Origin of the sequence: Sphingobium phenoxybenzoativorans, from assembly GCF_001757355.1 — a bacterium.
GTDB classification, from domain to species: Bacteria; Pseudomonadota; Alphaproteobacteria; order Sphingomonadales; family Sphingomonadaceae; genus Sphingobium; species Sphingobium phenoxybenzoativorans.
In genome coordinates this window covers 14,303-35,185 of record NZ_MINO01000039.1, presented here as the reverse complement: position 1 = coordinate 35,185, position 20,883 = coordinate 14,303, and the positions used below count along the sequence as shown (strand labels likewise).

At 64.2% G+C, this 20,883-nt stretch carries 27 protein-coding genes; 21 read left to right on the top strand and 6 right to left on the bottom strand.

Features of this window, described 5'->3' with window-relative positions; all coding sequences use genetic code 11:
* A partial coding sequence (locus BHQ40_RS16400) for an FAD-dependent oxidoreductase (RefSeq protein WP_171905876.1) occupies window positions 1-826 on the bottom strand: 826 nt, incomplete at its 3' end.
* Window positions 827-973: 147 nt separating this feature from the next.
* On the opposite strand from BHQ40_RS16400, the gene BHQ40_RS16395 reads away from it, so the two are divergent.
* From BHQ40_RS16395 to BHQ40_RS16370, 6 genes are all read left to right on the top strand, one after another.
* Window positions 974-3,607 (top strand): putative bifunctional diguanylate cyclase/phosphodiesterase, encoded by a 2,634-nt coding sequence (locus tag BHQ40_RS16395; protein ID WP_070156897.1) that lies wholly within the window; start codon window positions 974-976, stop codon window positions 3,605-3,607.
* A gap of 160 nt (window positions 3,608-3,767) precedes the next feature.
* Window positions 3,768-4,109 (top strand): ArsR/SmtB family transcription factor, encoded by a 342-nt coding sequence (locus BHQ40_RS16390; RefSeq protein ID WP_070156896.1) that lies wholly within the window; start codon window positions 3,768-3,770, stop codon window positions 4,107-4,109.
* Window positions 4,106-4,765, top strand: coding sequence for an MIP/aquaporin family protein (locus tag BHQ40_RS16385; RefSeq protein ID WP_216094894.1), 660 nt, complete (start codon window positions 4,106-4,108; stop codon window positions 4,763-4,765). The genes BHQ40_RS16390 and BHQ40_RS16385 overlap by 4 nt, the downstream gene beginning before the upstream one ends.
* Window positions 4,762-5,172 (top strand): arsenate reductase (glutaredoxin), encoded by a 411-nt coding sequence (arsC, locus tag BHQ40_RS16380; protein ID WP_070156894.1) that lies wholly within the window; start codon window positions 4,762-4,764, stop codon window positions 5,170-5,172. The genes BHQ40_RS16385 and arsC overlap by 4 nt, the downstream gene beginning before the upstream one ends.
* Before the next feature lie 106 nt (window positions 5,173-5,278).
* Entirely contained in the window at window positions 5,279-5,845 is a 567-nt protein-coding gene (gene pnuC / locus BHQ40_RS16375) for a nicotinamide riboside transporter PnuC (protein WP_070156893.1), read from the top strand.
* Window positions 5,838-6,374: an AAA family ATPase gene (locus BHQ40_RS16370; protein WP_070156892.1), complete on the top strand. Its 537-nt coding sequence runs from the start codon at window positions 5,838-5,840 to the stop codon at window positions 6,372-6,374. The genes pnuC and BHQ40_RS16370 overlap by 8 nt, the downstream gene beginning before the upstream one ends.
* Before the next feature lie 89 nt (window positions 6,375-6,463).
* On the opposite strand, the gene BHQ40_RS16365 is transcribed toward BHQ40_RS16370, so the two are convergent.
* A complete protein-coding gene (locus BHQ40_RS16365; protein WP_070156891.1) occupies window positions 6,464-7,273 on the bottom strand; it encodes a CsgG/HfaB family protein in 810 nt (269 codons plus the stop codon).
* A gap of 168 nt (window positions 7,274-7,441) precedes the next feature.
* Here BHQ40_RS16365 and lepA point away from each other — a divergent pair, with 168 nt between their 5' ends.
* Window positions 7,442-9,250, top strand: coding sequence for a translation elongation factor 4 (gene lepA / locus BHQ40_RS16360; RefSeq protein WP_070156890.1), 1,809 nt, complete (start codon window positions 7,442-7,444; stop codon window positions 9,248-9,250).
* A 10-nt stretch (window positions 9,251-9,260) separates the two neighbouring features.
* Here lepA and BHQ40_RS16355 read toward each other — a convergent pair whose 3' ends face one another.
* Together BHQ40_RS16355 and BHQ40_RS16350 are read right to left on the bottom strand one after the other, a co-directional pair.
* The gene (locus tag BHQ40_RS16355) at window positions 9,261-9,665 is read right to left on the bottom strand and encodes an endonuclease domain-containing protein (RefSeq protein ID WP_070156902.1); all 405 of its coding nucleotides are present in this window, start codon (window positions 9,663-9,665) and stop codon (window positions 9,261-9,263) included.
* Between the two features lie 100 nt (window positions 9,666-9,765).
* Window positions 9,766-11,274: a YifB family Mg chelatase-like AAA ATPase gene (locus BHQ40_RS16350; protein WP_070156889.1), complete on the bottom strand. Its 1,509-nt coding sequence runs from the start codon at window positions 11,272-11,274 to the stop codon at window positions 9,766-9,768.
* A gap of 285 nt (window positions 11,275-11,559) precedes the next feature.
* On the opposite strand from BHQ40_RS16350, the gene BHQ40_RS16345 reads away from it, so the two are divergent.
* On the top strand, window positions 11,560-11,739 hold the full coding sequence (locus BHQ40_RS16345; RefSeq protein WP_139139328.1) for a hypothetical protein: 180 nt from the start codon (window positions 11,560-11,562) through the stop codon (window positions 11,737-11,739).
* A 34-nt stretch (window positions 11,740-11,773) separates the two neighbouring features.
* On the opposite strand, the gene BHQ40_RS16340 is transcribed toward BHQ40_RS16345, so the two are convergent.
* Complete coding sequence (locus BHQ40_RS16340; RefSeq protein ID WP_070156887.1) at window positions 11,774-12,484, bottom strand: winged helix-turn-helix transcriptional regulator; 711 nt, start codon at window positions 12,482-12,484, stop codon at window positions 11,774-11,776.
* Between the two features lie 67 nt (window positions 12,485-12,551).
* On the opposite strand from BHQ40_RS16340, the gene BHQ40_RS16335 reads away from it, so the two are divergent.
* From BHQ40_RS16335 to BHQ40_RS16275, 13 genes are all read left to right on the top strand, one after another.
* On the top strand, window positions 12,552-12,977 hold the full coding sequence (locus BHQ40_RS16335) for a VOC family protein (RefSeq protein WP_070156886.1): 426 nt from the start codon (window positions 12,552-12,554) through the stop codon (window positions 12,975-12,977).
* A 37-nt stretch (window positions 12,978-13,014) separates the two neighbouring features.
* Window positions 13,015-13,374: a DUF1428 domain-containing protein gene (locus tag BHQ40_RS16330; RefSeq protein WP_070156885.1), complete on the top strand. Its 360-nt coding sequence runs from the start codon at window positions 13,015-13,017 to the stop codon at window positions 13,372-13,374.
* Window positions 13,375-13,413: 39 nt separating this feature from the next.
* Window positions 13,414-14,193, top strand: a complete 780-nt coding sequence (locus BHQ40_RS16325; RefSeq protein ID WP_070156884.1) for a VOC family protein — start codon at window positions 13,414-13,416, stop codon at window positions 14,191-14,193.
* Window positions 14,194-14,218: 25 nt separating this feature from the next.
* Window positions 14,219-14,713, top strand: a complete 495-nt coding sequence (locus BHQ40_RS16320; RefSeq protein ID WP_070156883.1) for a VOC family protein — start codon at window positions 14,219-14,221, stop codon at window positions 14,711-14,713.
* Window positions 14,710-15,171, top strand: coding sequence for an SRPBCC family protein (locus BHQ40_RS16315; protein WP_070156882.1), 462 nt, complete (start codon window positions 14,710-14,712; stop codon window positions 15,169-15,171). The genes BHQ40_RS16320 and BHQ40_RS16315 overlap by 4 nt, the downstream gene beginning before the upstream one ends.
* A 409-nt stretch (window positions 15,172-15,580) precedes the next feature.
* On the top strand, window positions 15,581-15,715 hold the full coding sequence (gene rpmH, locus BHQ40_RS16310) for a 50S ribosomal protein L34 (protein WP_070156881.1): 135 nt from the start codon (window positions 15,581-15,583) through the stop codon (window positions 15,713-15,715).
* A gap of 83 nt (window positions 15,716-15,798) precedes the next feature.
* The gene (rnpA, locus tag BHQ40_RS16305) at window positions 15,799-16,212 is read left to right on the top strand and encodes a ribonuclease P protein component (protein WP_070156901.1); all 414 of its coding nucleotides are present in this window, start codon (window positions 15,799-15,801) and stop codon (window positions 16,210-16,212) included.
* The gene (gene yidD / locus BHQ40_RS16300; protein WP_070156880.1) at window positions 16,209-16,421 is read left to right on the top strand and encodes a membrane protein insertion efficiency factor YidD; all 213 of its coding nucleotides are present in this window, start codon (window positions 16,209-16,211) and stop codon (window positions 16,419-16,421) included. Before rnpA ends, yidD begins: the two co-directional genes overlap by 4 nt.
* A 42-nt stretch (window positions 16,422-16,463) precedes the next feature.
* Complete coding sequence (gene yidC, locus BHQ40_RS16295) at window positions 16,464-18,179, top strand: membrane protein insertase YidC (protein WP_070156879.1); 1,716 nt, start codon at window positions 16,464-16,466, stop codon at window positions 18,177-18,179.
* Between the two features lie 96 nt (window positions 18,180-18,275).
* Window positions 18,276-18,923 carry a ribosome biogenesis GTP-binding protein YihA/YsxC gene (gene yihA / locus BHQ40_RS16290; protein WP_070156878.1) on the top strand — a complete coding sequence of 216 codons (648 nt, stop codon included), beginning with the start codon at window positions 18,276-18,278 and terminating at the stop codon, window positions 18,921-18,923.
* A gap of 174 nt (window positions 18,924-19,097) precedes the next feature.
* Window positions 19,098-19,766 carry a glutathione S-transferase family protein gene (locus BHQ40_RS16285; RefSeq protein ID WP_070156877.1) on the top strand — a complete coding sequence of 223 codons (669 nt, stop codon included), beginning with the start codon at window positions 19,098-19,100 and terminating at the stop codon, window positions 19,764-19,766.
* A 55-nt stretch (window positions 19,767-19,821) separates the two neighbouring features.
* The gene (locus BHQ40_RS16280; RefSeq protein ID WP_070156876.1) at window positions 19,822-20,088 is read left to right on the top strand and encodes a CopG family ribbon-helix-helix protein; all 267 of its coding nucleotides are present in this window, start codon (window positions 19,822-19,824) and stop codon (window positions 20,086-20,088) included.
* A complete protein-coding gene (locus BHQ40_RS16275) occupies window positions 20,088-20,381 on the top strand; it encodes a type II toxin-antitoxin system RelE/ParE family toxin (protein WP_070156875.1) in 294 nt (97 codons plus the stop codon). The genes BHQ40_RS16280 and BHQ40_RS16275 overlap by 1 nt, the downstream gene beginning before the upstream one ends.
* A gap of 4 nt (window positions 20,382-20,385) precedes the next feature.
* On the opposite strand, the gene BHQ40_RS16270 is transcribed toward BHQ40_RS16275, so the two are convergent.
* Window positions 20,386-20,841: a cupin domain-containing protein gene (locus BHQ40_RS16270; RefSeq protein WP_070156874.1), complete on the bottom strand. Its 456-nt coding sequence runs from the start codon at window positions 20,839-20,841 to the stop codon at window positions 20,386-20,388.
* Between the last annotated feature and the right edge of the window lie 42 nt (window positions 20,842-20,883).

The window sequence follows — 20,883 nt, the reverse complement described above, 5'->3', positions numbered from 1 at the left end:
CGACCCTGCCGTCGCCGCTGATCTCCACCGGGGCGGCGAAGAAGTCGAAATCGATGGTCACTGCCTTTTCGGCCGGATTGGCGGCGAATCCGCGCAGCAGGGCGACCGACTTGCGCACGCCCGGCTCCAGCGCGGCGTCGCTCTCCGGCGGTGGCAGGTCGGCCGGGTCGACATGCGGCGCAGCGCGCTCCAGATGACCCAGCTCGCCCAGCTCCTTTGGCGTCATCGCGATCTGGTGCGGCCCGCGCCGTCCGGCGATGGTGATATGCGCCACCTGCGATTGCGTCAGCGCGGTCAGGGCGTGGGCGACGATATCGCTGCCCGCAAATTCGCTTTCCGCTTTCGACAGGATGCGCGCGACGTCCAGTGCGACATTGCCATTGCCGATGACCGCGACATGGGCGCCGGACAGGTTGGGAGCAAGCCCAGCAAATTCGGGATGGCCGTTATACCAGCCGACAAAGGCGGCGCTGCCAACCACGCCGGGCAGGTCGTCTCCGGGAATGCCCAGCGGCCGGTCGCCGGGCGCGCCGGTCGCCAGCACCACTGCGTCATACAGGTCCAGAAGCTCCGATATGGCGACGTCCCGGCCCACCGCGACATTGCCCACGAACCGGACCGTGTCGGTCAGCGCCACCGCCTCATAGCGTTTCGACACCGCCTTGATCGATTGATGGTCCGGCGCGACGCCGGAGCGGATGAGGCCGAAGGGCACCGGCATCTTGTCGATAATGTCGACCCGCGCCTCCTCGCCGAACGCCTTGCCGCAGGCTTCGGCGGTATAATAGCCCGCGGGTCCCGAACCGATAATCGCGATGTGCCGCATCCGGCTCTCCTATTTTTGATCTTCCCGCCATGCTAACGCCGGACGTGACAGGCACAACCGATAATTGGATGACGAAATCTCTGCGAATGGCAGTGATATTTCGCTAGTGTAACCGGATTTAAAGCAGTGCTGGTGCATCGGGGATGCATGTCAATATCCCGCGCCGCCATTTCGCAACGCACCGATCCGCGGCGAGCCACCTTTCTCGTGTCGCTTGGCCTGGCCGACGCCAGTCAGGACGCACCGCCGACCTGGCTGATCAGCGCCATCCGCTCGGTGGCCATGCTGTGGCCGCTGGTGCTCGCGTCGAAACTGGCCTGCGCCGGGTTGATGCTGGTGCTGGGCGAAGCCAGGCTTGTGTCCGGCGGCGCGCTCCCGGCGCTGTTGGCGGCGGCCGCTGTCGCGGTGGATGCGGCGATCATCATCCTGCCGCGCACCGGCGCCTTCCGGCTGCGCGCCCCGCATATCCAGTTGCGCCTTGTGCTGCCGCTCGCCTTCCTGTCCGGCGCGACATATAGCTATTGGCTGGAGCTTGCCTCCTCGGCATCGTCGACCGGCATCGGCCCGTGGATGATGTTCGCGGCGATGACTGCGCTGATCGCGGTGTCGATATTCGGCAGCCGCCGCATATTGGGGCTGTCCTATTGCGTGGGGGCCAGCGTGCCGCTGGTGCTGATCACCGAGGATGCGGCGCATTTCGCGATATTGGGCCTGTCCATCATGGCCATAGCCTTCGCATCCGTGCGGCAGGCGAAGATCGACCAGTTGAAGCTGCTCGCCAACCAGGAAGCGCAGCAGCGCGGACGGCGCGCGGAGCGGCTGCTGAATGAGCATGAGCGGTCCGGCCGGGGCTGGTTCTGGGAGACGGACCGCCAAGGATGCATTACCTATATTTCCGAGACTCTGGCGGAATCGCTGGGGTTGAAGGCCAAGGACCTGATCGGGCGCGCAATCACCGAGCTGATTTCCCAGGGCGAGCGGCAGCGCGGCGATGGGGAACGGACGCTGGGATTCCATCTGTCCGCCCGCTCGTCCTTCTCCGAAATCGCGGTGCGTGTGGCGATGAGCGAGGAGGAGCGGTGGTGGGCGATTTCCGGCCAGCCGATCGTCAGCGACTTCGGCCAGTTCCACGGCTTTCGCGGCAGCGGCACCGACCTCACCGAAATGAAGCGGTCGGAGGCGGAGGTTACGCGGCTGGCGCAATATGATTCGCTGACCGGCCTTGCGAACCGGGTGCAGATGATGCGCACGCTGGAGCATGCCGTGGTCGGCGCGCGGGGCCAGCCGGGCGATTGCGCGCTGCTGCTGCTCGACCTCGACCGGTTCAAGGGCGTCAACGATACGCTGGGCCATCCCGCAGGCGACCAGTTGCTGCGCCTGGTCAGCCAGAGGCTGCAACGGGTGATCGGCGAACGGGGCCGGGTGGGCCGCCTGGGCGGCGACGAGTTCAAGGTCGTGCTGCCGGGCCGCACCGACCGGCAGATGCTGGGCGCCATCGCCGATGCGATCATCGTTTCGCTGTCCCAGCCCTACGCCATCGAAAATACGCAGGTCGTGATCGGCGCGTCGATCGGCATCGCCATCTGCCCCGACCATGGCGTGACGGCCGATGCCATGATCCGCAACGCCGACCTTGCGCTCTATGCGGCGAAGGGCGACGGGCGCGGCGTCTATCGCTTCTACTCGTCGGAAATGCATGCCGATGCGGAGGATCGCCGCCAGTTGGAGGAAGATCTGCGCGGCGCGCTGGCCAATGACGGCCTGCACCTCGTCTATCAGCCGGTGGTGAGTTCCGCGACGGAGCAGGTGACGGGCTATGAAGCGCTGCTGCGCTGGAGCCACCCGAAGCGCGGCCTGATTTCCCCCACCGTGTTCATTCCGATCGCGGAGGAAACCGGGCTGATCTCGCAGATTGGCGAGTGGGTGCTGCGCACCGCCTGCCGCGACGCCGCGCGCTGGCCGGACAGCATCCGGGTCGCGGTCAATGTGTCGCCGATCCAGTTCGCCAACCCATCCCTGCCGACCATCGTCATGAGCGCCCTCGCCGGCGCCCGGCTGTCGGCCGAGCGGCTGGAGCTGGAGATTACGGAAAGCGTATTCCTGAACGACGACGCCGATACCGACGCCATGTTCGCGCGGTTGAAGGGGGTTGGCGTGCGCCTGGCGCTCGACGATTTCGGCACCGGCTATTCCTCGCTCGGCTATCTGAAGAAAGCGCCGTTCGACAAGATCAAGATCGACCAGAGCTTCGTGCGCGGCGCGGCGATCAAGGGCAATCGCAACAGCGCCATCATCAAGTCCATTGTCAGCCTGGCCGAAGCGCTGTCGATGGACACGACGGCGGAAGGCGCGGAAACCCATGACGAGCTGGACATGATCCGGCAATTGGGGTGCAGCCATGTGCAGGGCTATATCTATGGCAAGCCCATGCCCGTGGCAGAGGTGATCGACCGGCTCAACAGCAATGGCACGCGGGCGCAGCCGGAAGGCTTCCGGTCCAGCCGCCCGGTGCGCAAGTCGATGCTGCGGTCGGTGTCGGTGCTGCATGACGGGCATCGCTATGCCGCCCGCGTCCGCAACATCTCGTCCACCGGCGCGCTGATCGAAGGGCTGTGGAACGTGCCGACGGACACGGTGTTCCTCGTCGATCTGGCGGAGGGCTACGCCGTGCAGGCGACGGCGCGCTGGTCCATAGAGGACCGGATGGGCATCGAATTCCACGCCAATATCGACATCGAAAGGCTGAAGGCCGCCTCCGCGCCCAGAGCGCTGGCGTCTTAGCGTTGCCGTCATTACCGTCCAAAGCGCACCTTCCGCCCATTGGCGGCAGGTGAATCGAGGGCGCCAGCGCTAGAGTCGGCGGTTTATGGACAATCAAAAGCACACCTTGCGCTAAAATCATTTCGATATTATTCGAAATATCGAAATGGAAACATCCTTGATGCTCCTGCCCCAAGCCATCGAAGCGCTTTCCGCCCTTGCGCACGGGCACAGGCTGGCGGCGTTCCGGCTGCTGGTACGGGCAGGCGTGGATGGCCTGCCTGCGGGTGACATCGCCCGCGCGGTCGGTGTGCTGCCAAACACCCTCTCGACGCATTTGACGATCCTGAGTCATGCGGGCCTTGTCCGATCGCGGCGCGAGGGGCGATCGATCATCTACCACGCGGATTATGATGCCATGCGGAACCTGCTTGGTTTCCTCGTCGCTGACTGCTGCGCCGGTCACCCGGAAATCTGCGCACCGCTTGCGGAAACCGCGCAAGAATGCTGTCCGCAGGCATGATCCGGCGCGCGATTGCCGAGCTGGTCGGCACCGCCATGCTGCTTGCGGTCGTTGTCGGGTCCGGCATTATGGGTGAACGCCTTGCCGCCGGGGACGCGGCCATCGCCTTGCTTGGGAACACGCTCGCGACCGGCGCGGGGCTGGTCGTGCTGATCCAGGTCTTTGGCCCGATATCCGGCGCGCACTTCAACCCCGCAGTGACGCTGGCCTTCACGCTGCGCGGTGAAGCCGATCGTCGATCCGCCATTGCCTATGTCATGGCTCAGCTTATGGGCGCGGTTCTTGGCGTATGGGTAGCGCACGCGATGTTCGCCGAACCGATCCTTCAGGTGTCGTCGAAGCTGCGCGGTGGAGCGGCGCAGGGGTTCTCTGAATGCGTCGCGACTTTCGGCCTGATCGGAACGATCTTCGGCACGCAGCGGGCGCGACCGGAATTTACGCCGATTGCCGTGGGCTTGTTCATTACCGCGGCCTACTGGTTCACAGCCTCGACATCCTTCGCCAATCCGGCGGTCACGCTCGCGCGGAGCCTGTCGGACAGCTTCGCCGGGATTGCGCCGGTTTCAGTCCCGCTGTTCATGGGCGGACAGATTATGGGCGCGTTGGCGGGCGTGGGATTCTTCACTTGGCTGTTACGCGAGGATTGCCCGCAATGACTGATCCGTTCCCGATTACCATCTACCACAATCCCGAATGCGGCACGTCGCGCAACGCGCTCGCAATGATCAAAGCGGCCGGTTATACGCCCACCGTCATTGAGTATCGCAATGTCGGCTGGACATGCCCCTTGCTGCACCAATTGCTGGCGGCTATGGGTGCGCGCCCCCGCGATCTGTTGCGCGCGAAGGGCACGCCCGCCAATGAATTGGGTCTGCTCGACCCATCCGTATCGGACGACGCGATGATCGAGGCGATGCTTGCACATCCGATCCTGGTCAACCGCCCGATCGTGGTGACGCCCAGGGGCGTGGCGCTTTGCCGCCCCTCGGAAGCCGTACTGGACTTGCTCGACCGCAAGCCAGCTTCCTTCATCAAGGAAGATGGGGACATTGTGTACCCTTGACGATGGCCATGGCGAACATCGCCTGCGCCTTGATATCGGAGGCGCAATTCCCGCGCCAGGCGGGAGTTGCAACCGCGGGGCCGCCTGCTAGGCTTTGCAGCCTCCAATGACCGCCCTTGAAATCCTCGCCGTCGCGCTTGGCCTTGCCAATATCCTGCTGCTGGTCCGGCGCAGCGTCTGGAACTATCCGTTCGGCATTGCGATGGTGTGCCTCTACGCCTGGATATTCTTCCATGCGCGGCTTTACAGCGACACGCTGCTGCAATTCTTCTTCCTGCTGCTCAACGCCTATGGCTGGTTCCACTGGAGCCGCGCGCGGGACGGTGGCGCGGTGCCGGTGCGGATGTTGAGGCCGCGCAGCCGGATCATCGCCATTGCGGGCGTCACGGCGGCCAGCATCCTGTGGGGCAGCGCCATGGCGCGGTGGACGGACGCGGCGGCGCCCCATTGGGATGGCGCGATCGCGATGCTGAGCGTCCTGTCGCAATATCTGCTGGCCAAGCGGTTCGTGGAGAATTGGATCGGCTGGATCATCGTCGATTGCCTCGCCATCCTGCTGTTCTGGACGCGCGGGCTGCAGCTTACCGCCGGACTCTATCTGGTGTTTCTGATCCTGTCGGTCGTGGGGCTTCGGGAATGGCTGCGCGCGCGGGCGGCGCAAAGCCGTGCTTGATGTCGTCCTGCACGGTCCGGAAAGCACGGGGAAATCGACGCTGGCGGCGCAGCTCGCCGCGCATTTCGGCACGGTATGGGTGCCGGAATATGGCCGGACCTATTGCGAGATCAACGGCACAGATCTGGTCCCGAAGGACCTGATCGCGATCATGGACGGCCATGCCACCGCGCGCGCCGCAATGGCGGCGCAGGCGCGGGGCGGGCTGATCGTTCAGGACACCGATCCGCTGATGACGGCGGCGTGGAGCATGATGCTGTTCGGCCATCGCATGCCGGAACTGGACGCCTTTACCGGCGTCGGCGATCTCTATCTGCTGATGGAGAATGACCTGCCCTTTGTGCAGGACAGCGTCAGGATGTTCCCCGACCGGGAGAGGCAGGCGCGCTTCATGGCGCTGTGCGAGGCGGAGCTTGTGCGCAGGGCCGTGCCCTATGTCCGCATCGGCGGATCGCAGGACGCGCGTTTTGAAAGCGCGGTTCAGGCCATCCACGCATATGGCTTCGATCCCGAACTCCGTTCGCCCTGAGCCTGTCGAAGGGCTGTCCTTCTCTCGGAAGAAAAGGACAGGGCTTCGACAAGCTCAGCCCGAACGGGGTTCAGGAGCGATGGCTTTTGTTACTTCGCCGTCGGCGCAGCGGCCGCCGCATTCTCCGGCAGGCCGCCGAGCTGGCTGACCAGCTTGGTATAGGCGTCGAGATAGGCGAGCACGATGACCTGGCCGATGTCGGTGTTCTGGTAGCCGCCGCCGCCAGCGCCGGCGAAACCGCCCCACCAGCCCGCGCCGCCGCCAGCGCCGAAGCTCAGGTCAGACTTGCGGGCATAACCCTCGGTCATCGCTTCTTCTTCGGTGGTGCGGGCGTTGACGATGGACAGGGTCACATTCGCCTCGCTCTTCTTGACCGAGATGCCGCCGGCGAGCGCGCCGAAGGTCGAACGGCCAAGGAAGCCGCCCAGAACCGCGCCAACGGCGTTGCCGCCCGAATTGCGGTTGGACGACACGATGTCAGGCTGCAGGAAATAGTCGGCGGCCTTCACCTGGCCCTTGCCCAGGTTCGAACCGGCCTGCAGTTCGCCGGAATCGGCCATGGCGCGTTCCAGATTGCGGCTGGCCATCGAGCGGCCGCGATTGACCAGGCCGAAACAGCCGGACTGCTGCACGAAAATCTTCAGGATCACTTCCGGGCTGCCCAGGTTCAGCTCGCGCCACCACTGATTGTCAGGCTCGACGATGGCGACGGTGCCGAGGCGGCGGGTGCAGCGCGGAATGTCGCGTTGACCCTTTTCCTGATCGCGGCGGCCGGACGATGCGCCCTTGGTGGTGCCGTCCTTATTGGTCTTGCCCGATGCACTCGTGACCGCGGCCTCCGCGATAACGGGCGTTGCCACCATCGCGGCGGCGGCAAGGGTGGAAACCAGCTTCTTCATGATAAAACCCCCTAAAAGGCGAATACATGCCGTGACTTATCGTTGCGGACGCGACCTCGCTTTTGCGGCGGCGTCTAGCATAGTGCGAAAACCTTGCATACTGGTTGCGAACGTCCGTTATGGGACAGCCGTGCTGACAGCCGGGAAAACCCCTGCTATCGGGCGCGGATGACCGAACTCTCGCATATCCGCAACTTTTCCATCATCGCGCATATCGACCATGGCAAGTCGACGCTGGCCGACCGGCTGATCCAGCGCACCGGCGGCCTGACCGACCGCGAAATGTCCGCACAAGTCCTTGATAATATGGATATTGAGAAGGAGCGCGGCATCACCATCAAGGCGCAGACGGTGCGCCTTAACTACACCGCCAAGAATGGCGAGCTCTATGAACTGAACCTGATGGACACGCCGGGCCATGTCGACTTCGCCTATGAAGTGTCGCGCAGCCTGGCCGCGTGCGAGGGCGCTCTGCTGGTCGTGGACGCGGCGCAGGGGGTGGAAGCGCAGACGCTCGCCAACGTCTATCAGTCGATCGAGCATGATCATGAGATCGTGCCCGTCATCAACAAGATCGACCTGCCCGCCGCCGAGCCGGAAAAGGTGAAGGCAGAGATTGAGGAAGTGATCGGCCTCGATGCGTCCGAGGCGGTGCTGGCGTCGGCCAAGTCCGGCATCGGCATTGACGAGGTGCTGGAGGCGATCGTCGCCAAGATCCCCCCGCCCAAGGGCGACCGGGACGCGCCGCTCGAAGCCATGCTGGTCGATAGCTGGTACGACCCCTATCTGGGCGTCGTCATCCTGGTGCGCGTCGTCAACGGCGTGATCCGCAAGGGCCAGAATATCAAGTTCATGATCGGCGGCACCGAGCATCTGATCGACCGGGTCGGCTGCATGCGGCCGAAGATCGAAAATCTGCCGGAGATTTCGGCGGGCGAGATCGGCTTCATCACCGCGCAGATCAAGGACATCAGCCAGACCCGCGTCGGCGACACCATCACCACGGTCAAGAACCCCGCCGCCAAGCCGCTGCCCGGTTTCAAGGAAGTGCAGCCGGTGGTGTTCTGCGGCCTGTTCCCGGTGGACGCGGCGGATTTCGACAAGCTGCGGGACAGCATCAGCAAGCTGCGCCTGAACGACGCGTCTTTCAGTTTCGAGATGGAGAGCAGCGCGGCGCTGGGCTTCGGCTTCCGTTGCGGTTTCCTTGGCCTCTTGCATCTGGAGATCATCCAGGAACGGCTGACCCGCGAATATGACCTCGACCTGATCACCACCGCGCCGTCGGTGGTCTACAAAATCCAGTTGACGCACGGCAATGGCGAGATCGAGCTTCACAACCCGGCCGACATGCCCGACCCCACCAAGATCGCGGACATAGAGGAGCCGTGGATCGAGGCGGTGATCTACTGCCCTGACGAATATCTCGGCTCCATCCTGAAACTCTGCCAGGACCGGCGCGGCATCCAGAAGAATCTGACCTATGTCGCCGGGCGGGCGCAGGTGACCTATGAGATACCGCTGAACGAAGTGGTGTTCGATTTCTACGATCGGCTGAAAAGCATCAGCCGGGGCTATGCCAGCTTCGACTATCACCAGATCGGCTATCGCGAGGGCGATCTCGTCAAGATGAGCATCATGGTGAACTCGGAGCCGGTGGATGCGCTGTCGATGATCGTCCATCGCGGCTCGGCCGAAACCCGCGGGCGCGGCATGTGCGAGCGGCTGAAGGACCTGATCCCCCGCCACCTGTTCAAAATCCCGATCCAGGCGGCGATCGGCGGCAAGGTGATCGCCCGCGAGACCATCGCCGCGATGCGCAAGGACGTGACCGCCAAATGCTATGGCGGCGACATCAGCCGCAAGAAGAAGCTGCTCGACAAGCAGAAGGAAGGCAAGAAGCGGATGCGCGAATATGGATCGGTGTCGATCCCGCAGGAAGCGTTCATCGCGGCGTTGCGAATGGGGGATGAGGGGTAGGGGCGTAAGGTTAGCCGCTACTCCCCCTTCTTCTCCCCTCCCTGAAAGGGAGGGGCTGGGGGTGGGTCCCGCCGAGGCACTCGGCGGTCTTGGTCAGGATTGCCTCCACCACGCCATCCGGATTGCTGAACACATCGCCGTTCCAGAATCGTAAGACCGTCCATCCGGTGTCCGCCAGAAACGCAGTGCGTCTTGCGTCGTAAGTCTCCGCATCCAGATGCTGCGATCCGTCCAGTTCAATGGTGAGTTTGGCCGACCGGCAGGCAATGTCGACAATATAGGTGCCGACAACCAATTGCCGTGTGAAGCGTGGGCGGTAGCGGGAAAGCCTTTGCCAGATCAGCCTTTCTGCTTCGGTCTGGCCATTGCGTAACGCGCGGGCGTTGGCCGTCATATGCGGTGGAACCCGGCGCATCAGGGCAGCGTGGATAGGCTCGCTGGCGCGCGCCACCCACCCCCGGCCCCTCCCTTGCAGGGAGGGGCCGGGGGTTGCGATTGGTCTGGCAGGATAAGCATCAACTCACCGGCGCCCGTCTCCGATAACTCAGCGCCTCCGCCACATGCACCCGGCCTACATCCTGCGCGCCAGCCAGATCCGCGATCGTCCGCGCCACGCGCAGCACCCGCGTATAGCCCCGCGCCGACAGCTTCATCGCGGCGGCCGCCTGCGCCAGTAAGTGCCGCCCCGCTTCGTCCGGCCCGGCGACATCCTCCAGCATTTCGCCATCCACCTCCGCATTGGTGCGCGTGGGCGTGTCGGCATAGCGCATCGTCTGGATCGCGCGCGCCTCCGCCACGCGGGCGGCGACTTCCGCTGACCCTTCCGAGGGCGGGGGCAGGATCAGGTCGGCGGCGGTGACGGCGTTCACTTCGACATGCAGGTCTATCCTGTCCAGCAACGGCCCGGACACCTTCGCCTGATAGTCGGCGGCGCAGCGCGGCGCGCGGGCGCAGGCCAGCGCCGGATCGCCCAGATGGCCGCAGCGGCAGGGATTCATCGCCGCCACCAACTGCACGCGGGCGGGGAAGGTCACATGGGCGTTGGCACGGGCCACGCTGACCGTGCCAGTCTCCAGCGGCTGGCGAAGGGAATCGAGCACGGCGCGCTGAAACTCCGGCAACTCGTCTAGGAACAACACGCCCAGATGCGCGAGGCTGACCTCGCCCGGCTTCACCTTCAGCCCGCCGCCGACCAGCGCCGCCATCGACGCGCTGTGGTGCGGCGCGCGGAAGGGACGGGCACGGCTGATCCGGCCGCCCTCCAGCATCCCGGCGACGCTCGACACCATCGACACTTCCAGCGCCTCGGCCGGGTCGAGATCGGGGAGGATGCCGGGCAGGCAACTCGCCATCAGCGACTTGCCCGCGCCGGGCGGGCCGATCATCAGGAGGTTATGGCCGCCCGCCGCCGCAATCTCCAGCGCGCGCTTGGCGGTTTCCTGGCCCTTCACCTGTTTGAGGTCCGCGCCGCGCACCGGGGGCAGGACATCGCCGGGCTTCGGCGGAGACAGGGCGGCGGTCCCCTTGAAATGGTTGAGCAGGCCGAGCAGGTCCGGCGCGCCGATCACCTCGACATGGCCGGCCCATGCCGCCTCCGCCCCCTGCGCCGCCGGGCAGATGAGGCCCATGTCCCGCTCGCCCGCATGCAGCGCCGCGAGCAGCACGCCCGGCGTCGGCGCGACCCGGCCGTCCAGCCCCAACTCACCGACCACGACATAGCCGGACAGTGTTTCGGCATCGATCACGCCCATCGCGCCCAGTAACGCCAGGGCGATCGGCAGATCGTAATGCGACCCCTCCTTGGGCAAATCGGCGGGGGAGAGGTTGACGGTGATCCGCTTGGGCGGAAGGGCAAGGCCGATGGCGGCGATGGCGTTGCGCACCCGCTCCTTGCTTTCCGCCACGGCCTTGTCGGCCAGGCCCACGACAATGAAGTTGGGGAGGCCGGGGACCAGTTGGCACTGCACCTCCACGGCGCGCGCCTCTAGCCCCAGATAGGCCACCGTGGCGACTGTCGAAACCAGAACCGACCCCCAATCTGTTCGCTCCTTGTTCTTAACCGGAGCGGGAGGGCTGTCGAGTCAATTCGGGTGCGTATCGGTTGCATTTTCTGTTGCGAATAATTCGCAATAAAGCGATGATGCGTGTGAGGCAGAGTCACAAATGCCTGCATGGGCGACATATGCAGGCAATATTATGCAGTCAGATTCTGCAATGAAATCAGACGGTCAAGCCAGGGTCGGCCGCCTGTGCGCATAAAAAAAGCGATGCCAGGGAGATATTGGCAACCCGTACCCAGGAGAATGACCGTGAGCCCCATCGATGAAGTGAAATATCTGAGGGACCGCATCCGGCAGGAAGATGATTGGGCGAAGCAGGCCGAAACGATGGCCGCGCGATACCGCCACGCCGAACTCGCCATGCATTACCGCGCGAAGCTGAAAGGCTTGCTGGGCGGCGGCGCGACTCCGGCGCAATCGCCCGCCTGACGCGCCGCTGCTTCCGCTGCCGGAGAAGGGCGCGCTATCCGCACATCGGCGGTGGCGGGATTTTCTCCGGGAGCGGGAACAGCGTGATGAACTTGTCCGCCAAGGCGCGGTCGCCCTTCACCTCCAGCATGCCGGCAGTGGCAAGGGTCTCGAACGGCACGCCGCCATAGACCGCGCCCGCCAGCGCGGCGGGCTGGCCGGTAAATATCAGGTCAGCGCCGTCCGGGTCGCCGCGCGCCACGGTGAAGCCATTGGCGTTCAGACAGCCGAGATAACGGTCCTCGCCAAAGCGGAAACCGATACTGGCGTCGATATCGCCAATCCGGGATAGGTCCAGCATCGTGCGGAAGGAAAGCAGCACGGACACGCCGCTGATCTGGCGGGTGGGGTCGTGCAGCGGCGATCGCGTCGCCCATCGGCCCATCACCTGGATGATCGGCTCCGCCTCATATCCCCACGCGGTCAGTTCATAGACCTGCACGGACGCTGGCGGGGGCAGTTTGTGGCGGGTCAGAAGCCCGCGCTGCTCCAGTTCCTCCAGCCGCTGCGTCAGCACATTGGCGCTGATGCCGGGCAGGTCCGCCTTGATCTCCCCGAAGCGGCGCGGGCCGAGCATCAGCTCGCGCACGACCAGCAGCGCCCAGCGTTCCCCGATCAATTCCAGCGCGTGTGCGGTGCCGCAGGCATCGTTGATCCGGCGCTTTTCCGTGGGTTTCTGCCTGGCAGTTACTTTTTCTAACTTCATAGTTGCTTTTTATAATTGATGCCGCGATGATTGGCAAGTCGATTCGCCATTCAGAGAGGATGTTCCGATGGCAAAGATGATCTTCGTGAACCTGCCCGTAGCCGACCTGCAGAAGTCCATCGCCTTCTACGAGGCGGTCGGCGCGGTCGCCGATCCGCATTTCGGCGACGCCACTGCGCAGATGATGACCCTGTCGGAGACGATCCGCGTCATGCTGCTGACGCATGAGCGGTTCAGCAGCTTCACCAGCCGGCCGATCGCAAACGCCCATGTGGTCGCGCAGGTGCTATTATGCATGTCCGAGGAGAGTCGCGACGGCGTGGACGCGACGGTTGGCAGGGCGCTGGCGGCGGGCGCGACGGAGCCCAGCCCGGTTGACGATTATGGCTATATGTATGGCCGCAGTTTCGAAGACCCCGATGGCCATATGTGGGGCGTGAACTGGCTGGATGTCGAGGCGGCAATGGCCGCAGGCGCGGAGGCCGCCGCCTGATCGCAATTCGCAGGAACGGAAAAAAAGGAGACGAACGATGCGTTACATGGACGGTTTCGTGATCCCTGTGCCGAACGGCAACAAGCAGGCCTATGTCGACATGGCGGCCAAGGCGGCGCCGATCTTCATTGAGCATGGCGCGATCCGCGTGGTGGAGACGTGGAATGACGATGTGCCCACCGGCAAGGTCAATGACTTCCGCACCGCCGTCATCGCCAAGGAGGACGAGAGCGTCGTCTTTTCCTGGATCGAATGGCCCAGCAAGGCGGTGCGCGACGAAGGCATGGCGAAGGTCATGAAGGATGAGCGGATGCAGCCGGACGGCGACATGCCGTTCAGCGGCGAGCGGCTGATCTATGGCGGTTTCGCGACCCTGGTCGACACTGCCGAAGGCTGACGCCGCCTCCCACCCCCATATGCATGAAGGAGATGGATCATGGCCGATATGACGGGCCGGTTCTTCTGGTATGAATTGATGACCAGCGATCCGAAGGCGGCCGAAGCCTTCTACACGACAGTCGTGGGCTGGACGGCCGCGCCGTTCGATGGCGGCAATGCTATGCCCTATACGGTGATAAGCGGCAGCGAAGGCGGCATGGGCGGCATCATGGCGATCCCGCCGGAGGCCGCGGCCAATGGCTTGAAACCCTGCTGGCTTGGCTATATCGGCGCGGCCGATGTCGACGCCGATGCAGCGGCGGCGGCCAATGCGGGCGGGGCGATCCACAACCCGCCCTCCGACATCCCCGATGTCGGCCGCTTCGCCGTGATGGCCGACCCGCAGGGCGCGGTCTATAATCTGCTCAAGGGCAGCAGCCCGCAGGAAATGCCCTCCTATTCCGGCGGCGCGATGGGGCATGTGAGCTGGAACGAGCTGCACACGACCGACTGGGAAGGCGCCTTCTCCTATTATTCCGGCCTCTATGGCTGGACCAAGGAGCATGCGATGGACATGGGTCCGATGGGCACATACCAGATCTGGAACCGGCCGGACGGCGTGACCGCGGGCGGCATGATGAACGATCCCCATTTCCCGCGCCCGGTGTGGCTGTTCTATTTCCAGGTCGGCAATATCGACGCGGCGCAGGCGCGCATCACCGATAATGGCGGCAGCATCCTGTTTGGCCCCAGCGAGGTGCCGGGCGGCGGCTGGATCATCACCGCGAGCGACCCGCAGGGCGCGATCTTCGCCCTTGTCGGCACCCGCGACAGCTAAATCAGCGCAAGAAAGGAGAGAGGCGATGTCGAAAATATCCCCCTGCCTGTGGTTCAACGGCGAGGCCGAGGAAGCCGCCAATTTCTACGTCGATACGTTCCGGGATGGGGAGGTCGGGAAGATCGGCCGCTACCCGGAGGATAACCCCTTCCCGGCCCCTTTCCCCGCCGGGACGGCGATGATGGTGGAGTTCACCCTGTTCGGCCAAAGCTATCAGGCGCTGAACGGCGGCCCCGAATTTACGTTCAGCGAGGCGATTTCGCTTTCGGTGGTGTGCAGCGATCAGGCGGAACTGGACCGCTATTTCAACGCGCTGACCGCCGATGGCGGCTCGCCCCAGCCCTGCGGCTGGCTGAAGGACAAATATGGCCTGTCCTGGCAACTGGTGCCCGAAGCTTTCCTGCGCATGATGGAAAGCGGCGACACCGCCGGGATCGGCCGCGCCATGGCCGAGGTCGCGAAAATGTCCAAGCTGGACATCGCCACGCTGGAAGCCGCCTTTGCAGGAGAAACCGTATGACCGACGCATCGCTGGACCTGACCATCACCCGCTACATCGCCGCGCCGCCGGAGACGGTCTATAAGGTGTGGACGGAGCGGACCGAGGAGTGGTTCGCGCCAAAGCCTTGGACGGCGAAGCTGCTGGAGCAGGATTTGCGGCCGGGCGGGCGCTCCGCCCTCACCATGACCGGCCCGGACGGCGTGGAGACGCCGCCGATGGAGGGCGTCGTCCTGGAAGTGATCCCGAACCGGAAGATCGTGACCACCGATGCGTTCAGTGCAGGCTGGGTTCCGCAGGGGCCGTTCATGACGGCGATCACCACCTTCGAGCCGGAAGGCGAGGGCACCCGCTACACCGCCACCGCCCGCCACTGGACGGAGGAGGCGATGAAGCAGCATGAGGAGATGGGCTTCACGACCGGCTGGGGCCAGGTCGCGGATCAACTCGCGGCGCTGTGCGAAGCGGTGGATGCCTGAACGCTGATATCCCTGCATCGTCATCCCGGCGACCCGAAGGGCGACCGTAGGTCAACGCGGGACCCAACTCTCCCCATAAAGCGACGGTCCCGGAGGCGAGATGGGTTCCGGCTTCCGCCGGAATGACGAGGGGGAAAGTGGGGCAATCCAAACCTCGTCATTCCCGCGCAGGCGGGAACCCATCTCCCAACCTTCCGTCACGCGGCTCGTGCCGGAGATGGGTCCCCGCCAGCGCGGGGATGACGGTGAAAACTGTTGCGTTCGCTCATCGTCGCGGCATGTTCCCAAACGGAAACCGCATTGACTTCCCCTGGCCCTTTCCCTATCGGACCCGCTTCCGACAAAGGTCGCCGGATTGGCGGCCATTTTTTGTCATGCCCGATTCGATATATTGTTTGAGGAATGAGCGATGAAGCGCACCTTTCAGCCGAGCAACCTCGTGCGCAAGCGCCGGCACGGTTTCCGCGCCCGCATGGCGACCGTGGGCGGCCGCAACATCCTGCGCGCGCGCCGCGCCCGCGGCCGCAAGAGCCTGAGCGCCTGAACGCAGCCGGGGAGGCGCGCGGCTTCGTGACGCTCACGAAGCGGGCCGACTTCCTCGCCGCGAACAAGGGGCGCAGGCAGCCGATGCCCGGCTTCGTCCTGCTGGTCCGCGACCGGGCGGACGGCGATCCGGTCAAGCGAATCGGCTATACTGTCACGAAGAAGATTGGCGGCGCTGTCGTCCGTAACCGGATGAAGCGCCGTTTTCGCGCCCTCGCCAGGGAATTGCTGCCTGAGCTGGGCGTCGCCGGGGCGGATCATGTGCTGATCGGCCGCCAAGGCGGGATCGAACGGGATTTCGCCCTGCTGCGCGCGGAGATGGAAAAGGCGCTGCGGAAGCTGGGGCGGGGTGATGGAGGACCGAAATCTCCCTCCGTTCGCCCTGCTGACACGAGGCCCGTGACTCGTGACAGTGTCGAAGGGCTGTCCTTACTTGAAGAGAAGGGCAGGGCTTCGACAAGCTCAGCCCGAACGGAAAAGAGCGCTGGGCTATCATGATCGCCCGCCTCCTTTCCCTCATCGCGCGGGCATGGCAGATCGGCCCCTCGCGCATCCTGCCGCCCACCTGCCGCTATTCTCCCTCCTGTTCCCAATATGCCATCGACGCACTGGGAAAATATGGTGCCATCAAGGGTAGCTGGCTGTCGGCGAAGCGGCTAATGCGATGCCACCCCTGGGGCGGGTCCGGGTACGACCCGGTTCCCTGACCAGACATAAGACACAAGATAAACGGCCGGAGCCTCAAGCGCGTGGACGACAAGCGGAATATCATTTTGGCGGTGGTGCTGACGGCGCTGATCCTGTTCGGTTGGCCCTATATCGCCAGTCATTTCTTTCCTCCGGCCAATCCGCCCGCGACCAAGGTGCAGGGCGGCAAGACCACGCCGGTCGCCGCGCCCGACGCCAGCAGCGCGCCGCTCTCCCCCGCCGCCGCGGCGCGGGCGGTGCAGGACCGGACGGCCGTTTTGCGCGGTTCGCCCCGCATCCCGATCGAGACGCCCAAGCTCACCGGCTCCATCAACCTCAAAGGCGCGCGGATCGACGATATCGTCCTTCCCACCTATCGCGAGACCATCGCGAAGGATTCGGCCCCCATCCGCCTCTATTCGCCCAGTGGCACCCGCGACGCCTATTTCGCCGGCTTCGGCTGGTCGGGCGAGGGCCTGAAAGGGCCGGACGCCAACACCGTCTGGACCGCCGAAGGGACCAAGCTGACCCCGGCGACGCCGGTAACGCTGCGCTGGAACAATGGCGCGGGGCAGACTTTCGCGATCCGCCTGGCGATCGACCCCGATTTCATGATCACCGTGCAGCAGACGGTCGCCAACACCGGCAACGGCCCGGTCGCGGTCAAGCCCTATGGCTATATCAGCCGCGACGGCCATTCGAAGGACCCGACGAGCTGGACGATCCACACCGGCCCCATTGGCGTGTTCAACGGCGCGGCCAATTATGACGTCGATTTCACTGACCTGGACAAGGAAGGAAACCAGTCCTTCACCAGCACGGGCGGCTGGATCGGCTTCACTGACAAATATTGGCTGTCCGCGCTGGTCCCGGATCAAAAGACCGCCTTTGCGGGCCAGTTCCGCAAGGGCGCCGGGGAGCAGTATCAGGTCGATTACAGCCTGAACCCCACGCTCCTCGCCGCGGGCAAGTCCGTCACCCAGACGTCGCGGCTCTTTGTGGGCGCGAAGGAAGTGAAAACGCTGCAGACCTATGAGCGGGGCGGCATCACCCTGTTCGACCGGTCGATCGACTGGGGCTGGTTCTACTGGTTCGAACAGCCGATCTTCGCGCTGCTCCACTGGCTGTTCACCGTCACCAGCAATTTCGGCGTGGCGATCATCCTTCTGACCTTCTGCGTCCGGGCGCTGATGTTCCCGGTCGCGCAAAAGCAGTTCAAGTCGATGGCGGCGATGCGCTCCGTGCAGCCCAAGCTGAAGGCGCTGCAGGAGAAGTATAAGGACGACAAGCCCAAGCTGCAGCAGGAGATGATGGAGCTGTATAAGCGGGAGAAGGTCAATCCGCTCGCCGGATGCCTGCCCGTATTCCTGCAGATTCCGATCTTCTTTGCGCTCTACAAGGTGCTGCAACTGACGATCGAAATGCGGCATCAGCCGTTCATCCTGTGGATCAAGGATCTGTCCGCGCCGGACCCGCTGCATGTGCTGAACCTGTTCGGTCTGCTCAATTTCCAGCCGCCCGCCTTCCTGGCGATCGGCGTGCTGGCGATCCTGCTGGGCATTTCCATGTGGCTGCAGTTCCGCCTGAACCCGACGCCGATGGACGATATCCAGAAACAGGTGTTCGCGATCATGCCCTGGATGATGATGTTCATCATGGCGCCGTTCGCGGCGGGCCTGCTGGTCTACTGGATCACCAACAATATGCTGAGCATCGCGCAGCAATGGTTCCTGTACCGCTCGCATCCGCAGCTTAAGGAAGCGGCGGCGGCGAAGTAAGGCTCCAACCCCCGTTCGGGCTGAGCTTGTCGAAGCCCTGTCCTTCTTAAAAGAAAAGTGCAGCCCTTCGACAGGCTCAGGGCGAACGGAGTATTTATGACGGATGATGAGGCAGAGGAAGCAATCGAAACCGCGCGGAGGATTTTCGCCGGGCCGATCGCGTTCCTGAAATCCGCGCCGGACCTTAAATTCCTGCCCGATCCGGTGGCGAAGGAGGTGGCGTTCGCCGGGCGGTCGAACGTGGGCAAATCCTCGCTGCTGAATGCGCTGACCAACCGCAACGGCCTTGCGCGTACATCCAACACGCCGGGACGCACGCAGGAGCTGAACTTCTTCGACGTCGGCGATCCGGCGCAGCCGCTGCTCCGCCTGGTCGATATGCCGGGCTATGGCTATGCGCGGGCGCCCAAGGATATGGTCCGCAAGTGGCGCTTCCTGATCAACGACTATCTGCGCGGGCGCGCGGTGCTGAAGCGCACGCTGCTGCTGATCGACAGCCGCCACGGCATCAAGGAAGTCGATCACGACATCATGAAGATGCTGGACGATGCCGCCGTCAGCTATCGCATCGTGCTGACCAAGGCGGACAAGGTGAAGGCCAGCGAACTGGCGGCGGTCGCCGAACGCACGATGCAGGAAATCCGCAAGCGCCCCGCCGCGCACCCCGACCTGCTGATGACGTCGAGCGAAAAGGGCATGGGCATTCCGGAACTGCGCGCGGCGGTGATCGACGCGCTGGATTAGATTTTGGGGATCAGGGTTCGGGGATCAGGGTTGCTGATCAGATTTTAGCGCCCGTGGCTTGCCAAACCTCGTCATCCCGGCGAAAGCCGGGACCCATCTCTCCCGCATGCGGACGATTGCCGGGGGCGAAATGGGTTCCGGCTTTCGCCGGAATGACGGATTTGGGGAAATCAGATGCTAAAGCTCTTCATCGGCAACAAGGCCTATTCAAGCTGGTCCTTGCGCGGCTGGCTGGCGGCGAAACAGTCCGGCCTGCCGTTCGAGGAAGTCGTCGTCCCCCTCTATGACGAAAGCTGGGAGAAGCGCCGCGAGGGCGACGAGTTCGCGCCCTCGTCCGGCAAGGTGCCGATCCTGTGGGCGGGCGACGATCTGGTCGTGTGGGACAGCCTGGCGATCATCGAATATCTGAACGAGAAGTCCGGCGGCGACCGCTTCTGGCCGCAGGATGAGGCCGCGCGGGCGATGGCCCGGTCAATGGCGGCGGAAATGCACAGCAGCTTCGCCGCGCTGCGCCGCGAGCACAGCATGAACATCCGCCGCATCTATGAGGCCGTCCCGCCTTCGCCGGAAGTGATGCAGGACATCAACCGGATCATGCAGCTCTGGGCGGAGGCGCGGGCGCGCTTCGGCGGCACGGGCGATTTCCTGTTCGGGGAATTCGGCGCGGCCGACATCATGTTCGCGCCGGTGGTCACGCGCTTCATCACCTATCAGCTTCCCATCGCCCGCTTCGCCGAGGGCTATATGCAGGCGATCATCGCCCACCCCTTCATGCAGGAATGGATCGGCGGCGCGCAGGCGGAGGACTGGGTGATCGAGAAATTCGAGCAGATTCCGGCCTAATTTGCATATTGATTGGCTTTGATTATATTCCAATCATTCTGATTGGGATGATGGCATGGCTTCAGAAACGCGCGTTTTAACGGCGCATGTGCCGCAAAGTCTGGCCGACAGGGTCGATGACATCGCTGCCCGGCTGGATCGTTCGCGCGGCTGGGTGGTCAAACAGGCGCTTGCCGCGTGGGTGGACCAGGAAGAAGAATGGCATCGCATGACCGTCGATGCCCTTGCCGATGTGGATGCCGGCCGGGTGATCGACCATCGGGACATCAAGGCATGGGCCGATAGCCTGTCAGGCAGCGATCCGCTTCCGCCGCCAGCGTGATGAAAATCCACTGGTCGAGCGCCGCCGCGTCTGACCTGGTCCGGCTCCACGCTTTTCTGGCGGCCGAAGCGCCGGACGCTGCGGCGCGGATCGTACAGCAGCTTGCGCGCGCTCCCGACCGCCTCGTCCAATTTCCGCGGATCGGCGAGAAACTCGATATGTTCGAACCCCGCGAAGTGCGCCGCATCGTCATTGGCCCTTATGAGATGCGCTATGAAATCGCCGATGCCGCCATCTACATATTGAGGGTCTGGCACGGCCGCGAAAACCGTCCGTTCAGCCCGGACGATTGAGGAATCACTCCGGAAAGCGCGTGCCGTCTTTCCGCAAAAAGTCGGGGTTGCCCGGAAATATGTGCATGTCGATGTCGGGATAATGGCATTCGCTGCGCGCGGGGCGGCCGAAGGCGACGAACAGGCAGTCCGCGCCGCTTTCGTTGATCAGGTGATGGCCGTTGCCGTCGCCCTTCGGGAATACCGCCATGTCGCCGGCATGCATTGGCGTGCGGCCATGATCATCGACCAGCACCGCCTCCCCCGCCAGCATGACGACAAATTCGTCCTCGCCCGCATGCCAGTGCCGTTGCGATGACCATGCGCCGGGTTTCAGCGTCACATGGCTGACCCCGAAATCGGTGAGGCCCAGCGCTGGCGTCATGCGCCGCACCCATCGGCCCTCGACCTCCTTCGCGTAGACCGGCGGATAGCCTGTCCTGTTGTTCTGCGGAATGGCGTCCAGATCGATCTTGGGCATGGCGCGCTCCTCCTGCTGGTCAAGCGTCAGCGCATTCGCTAA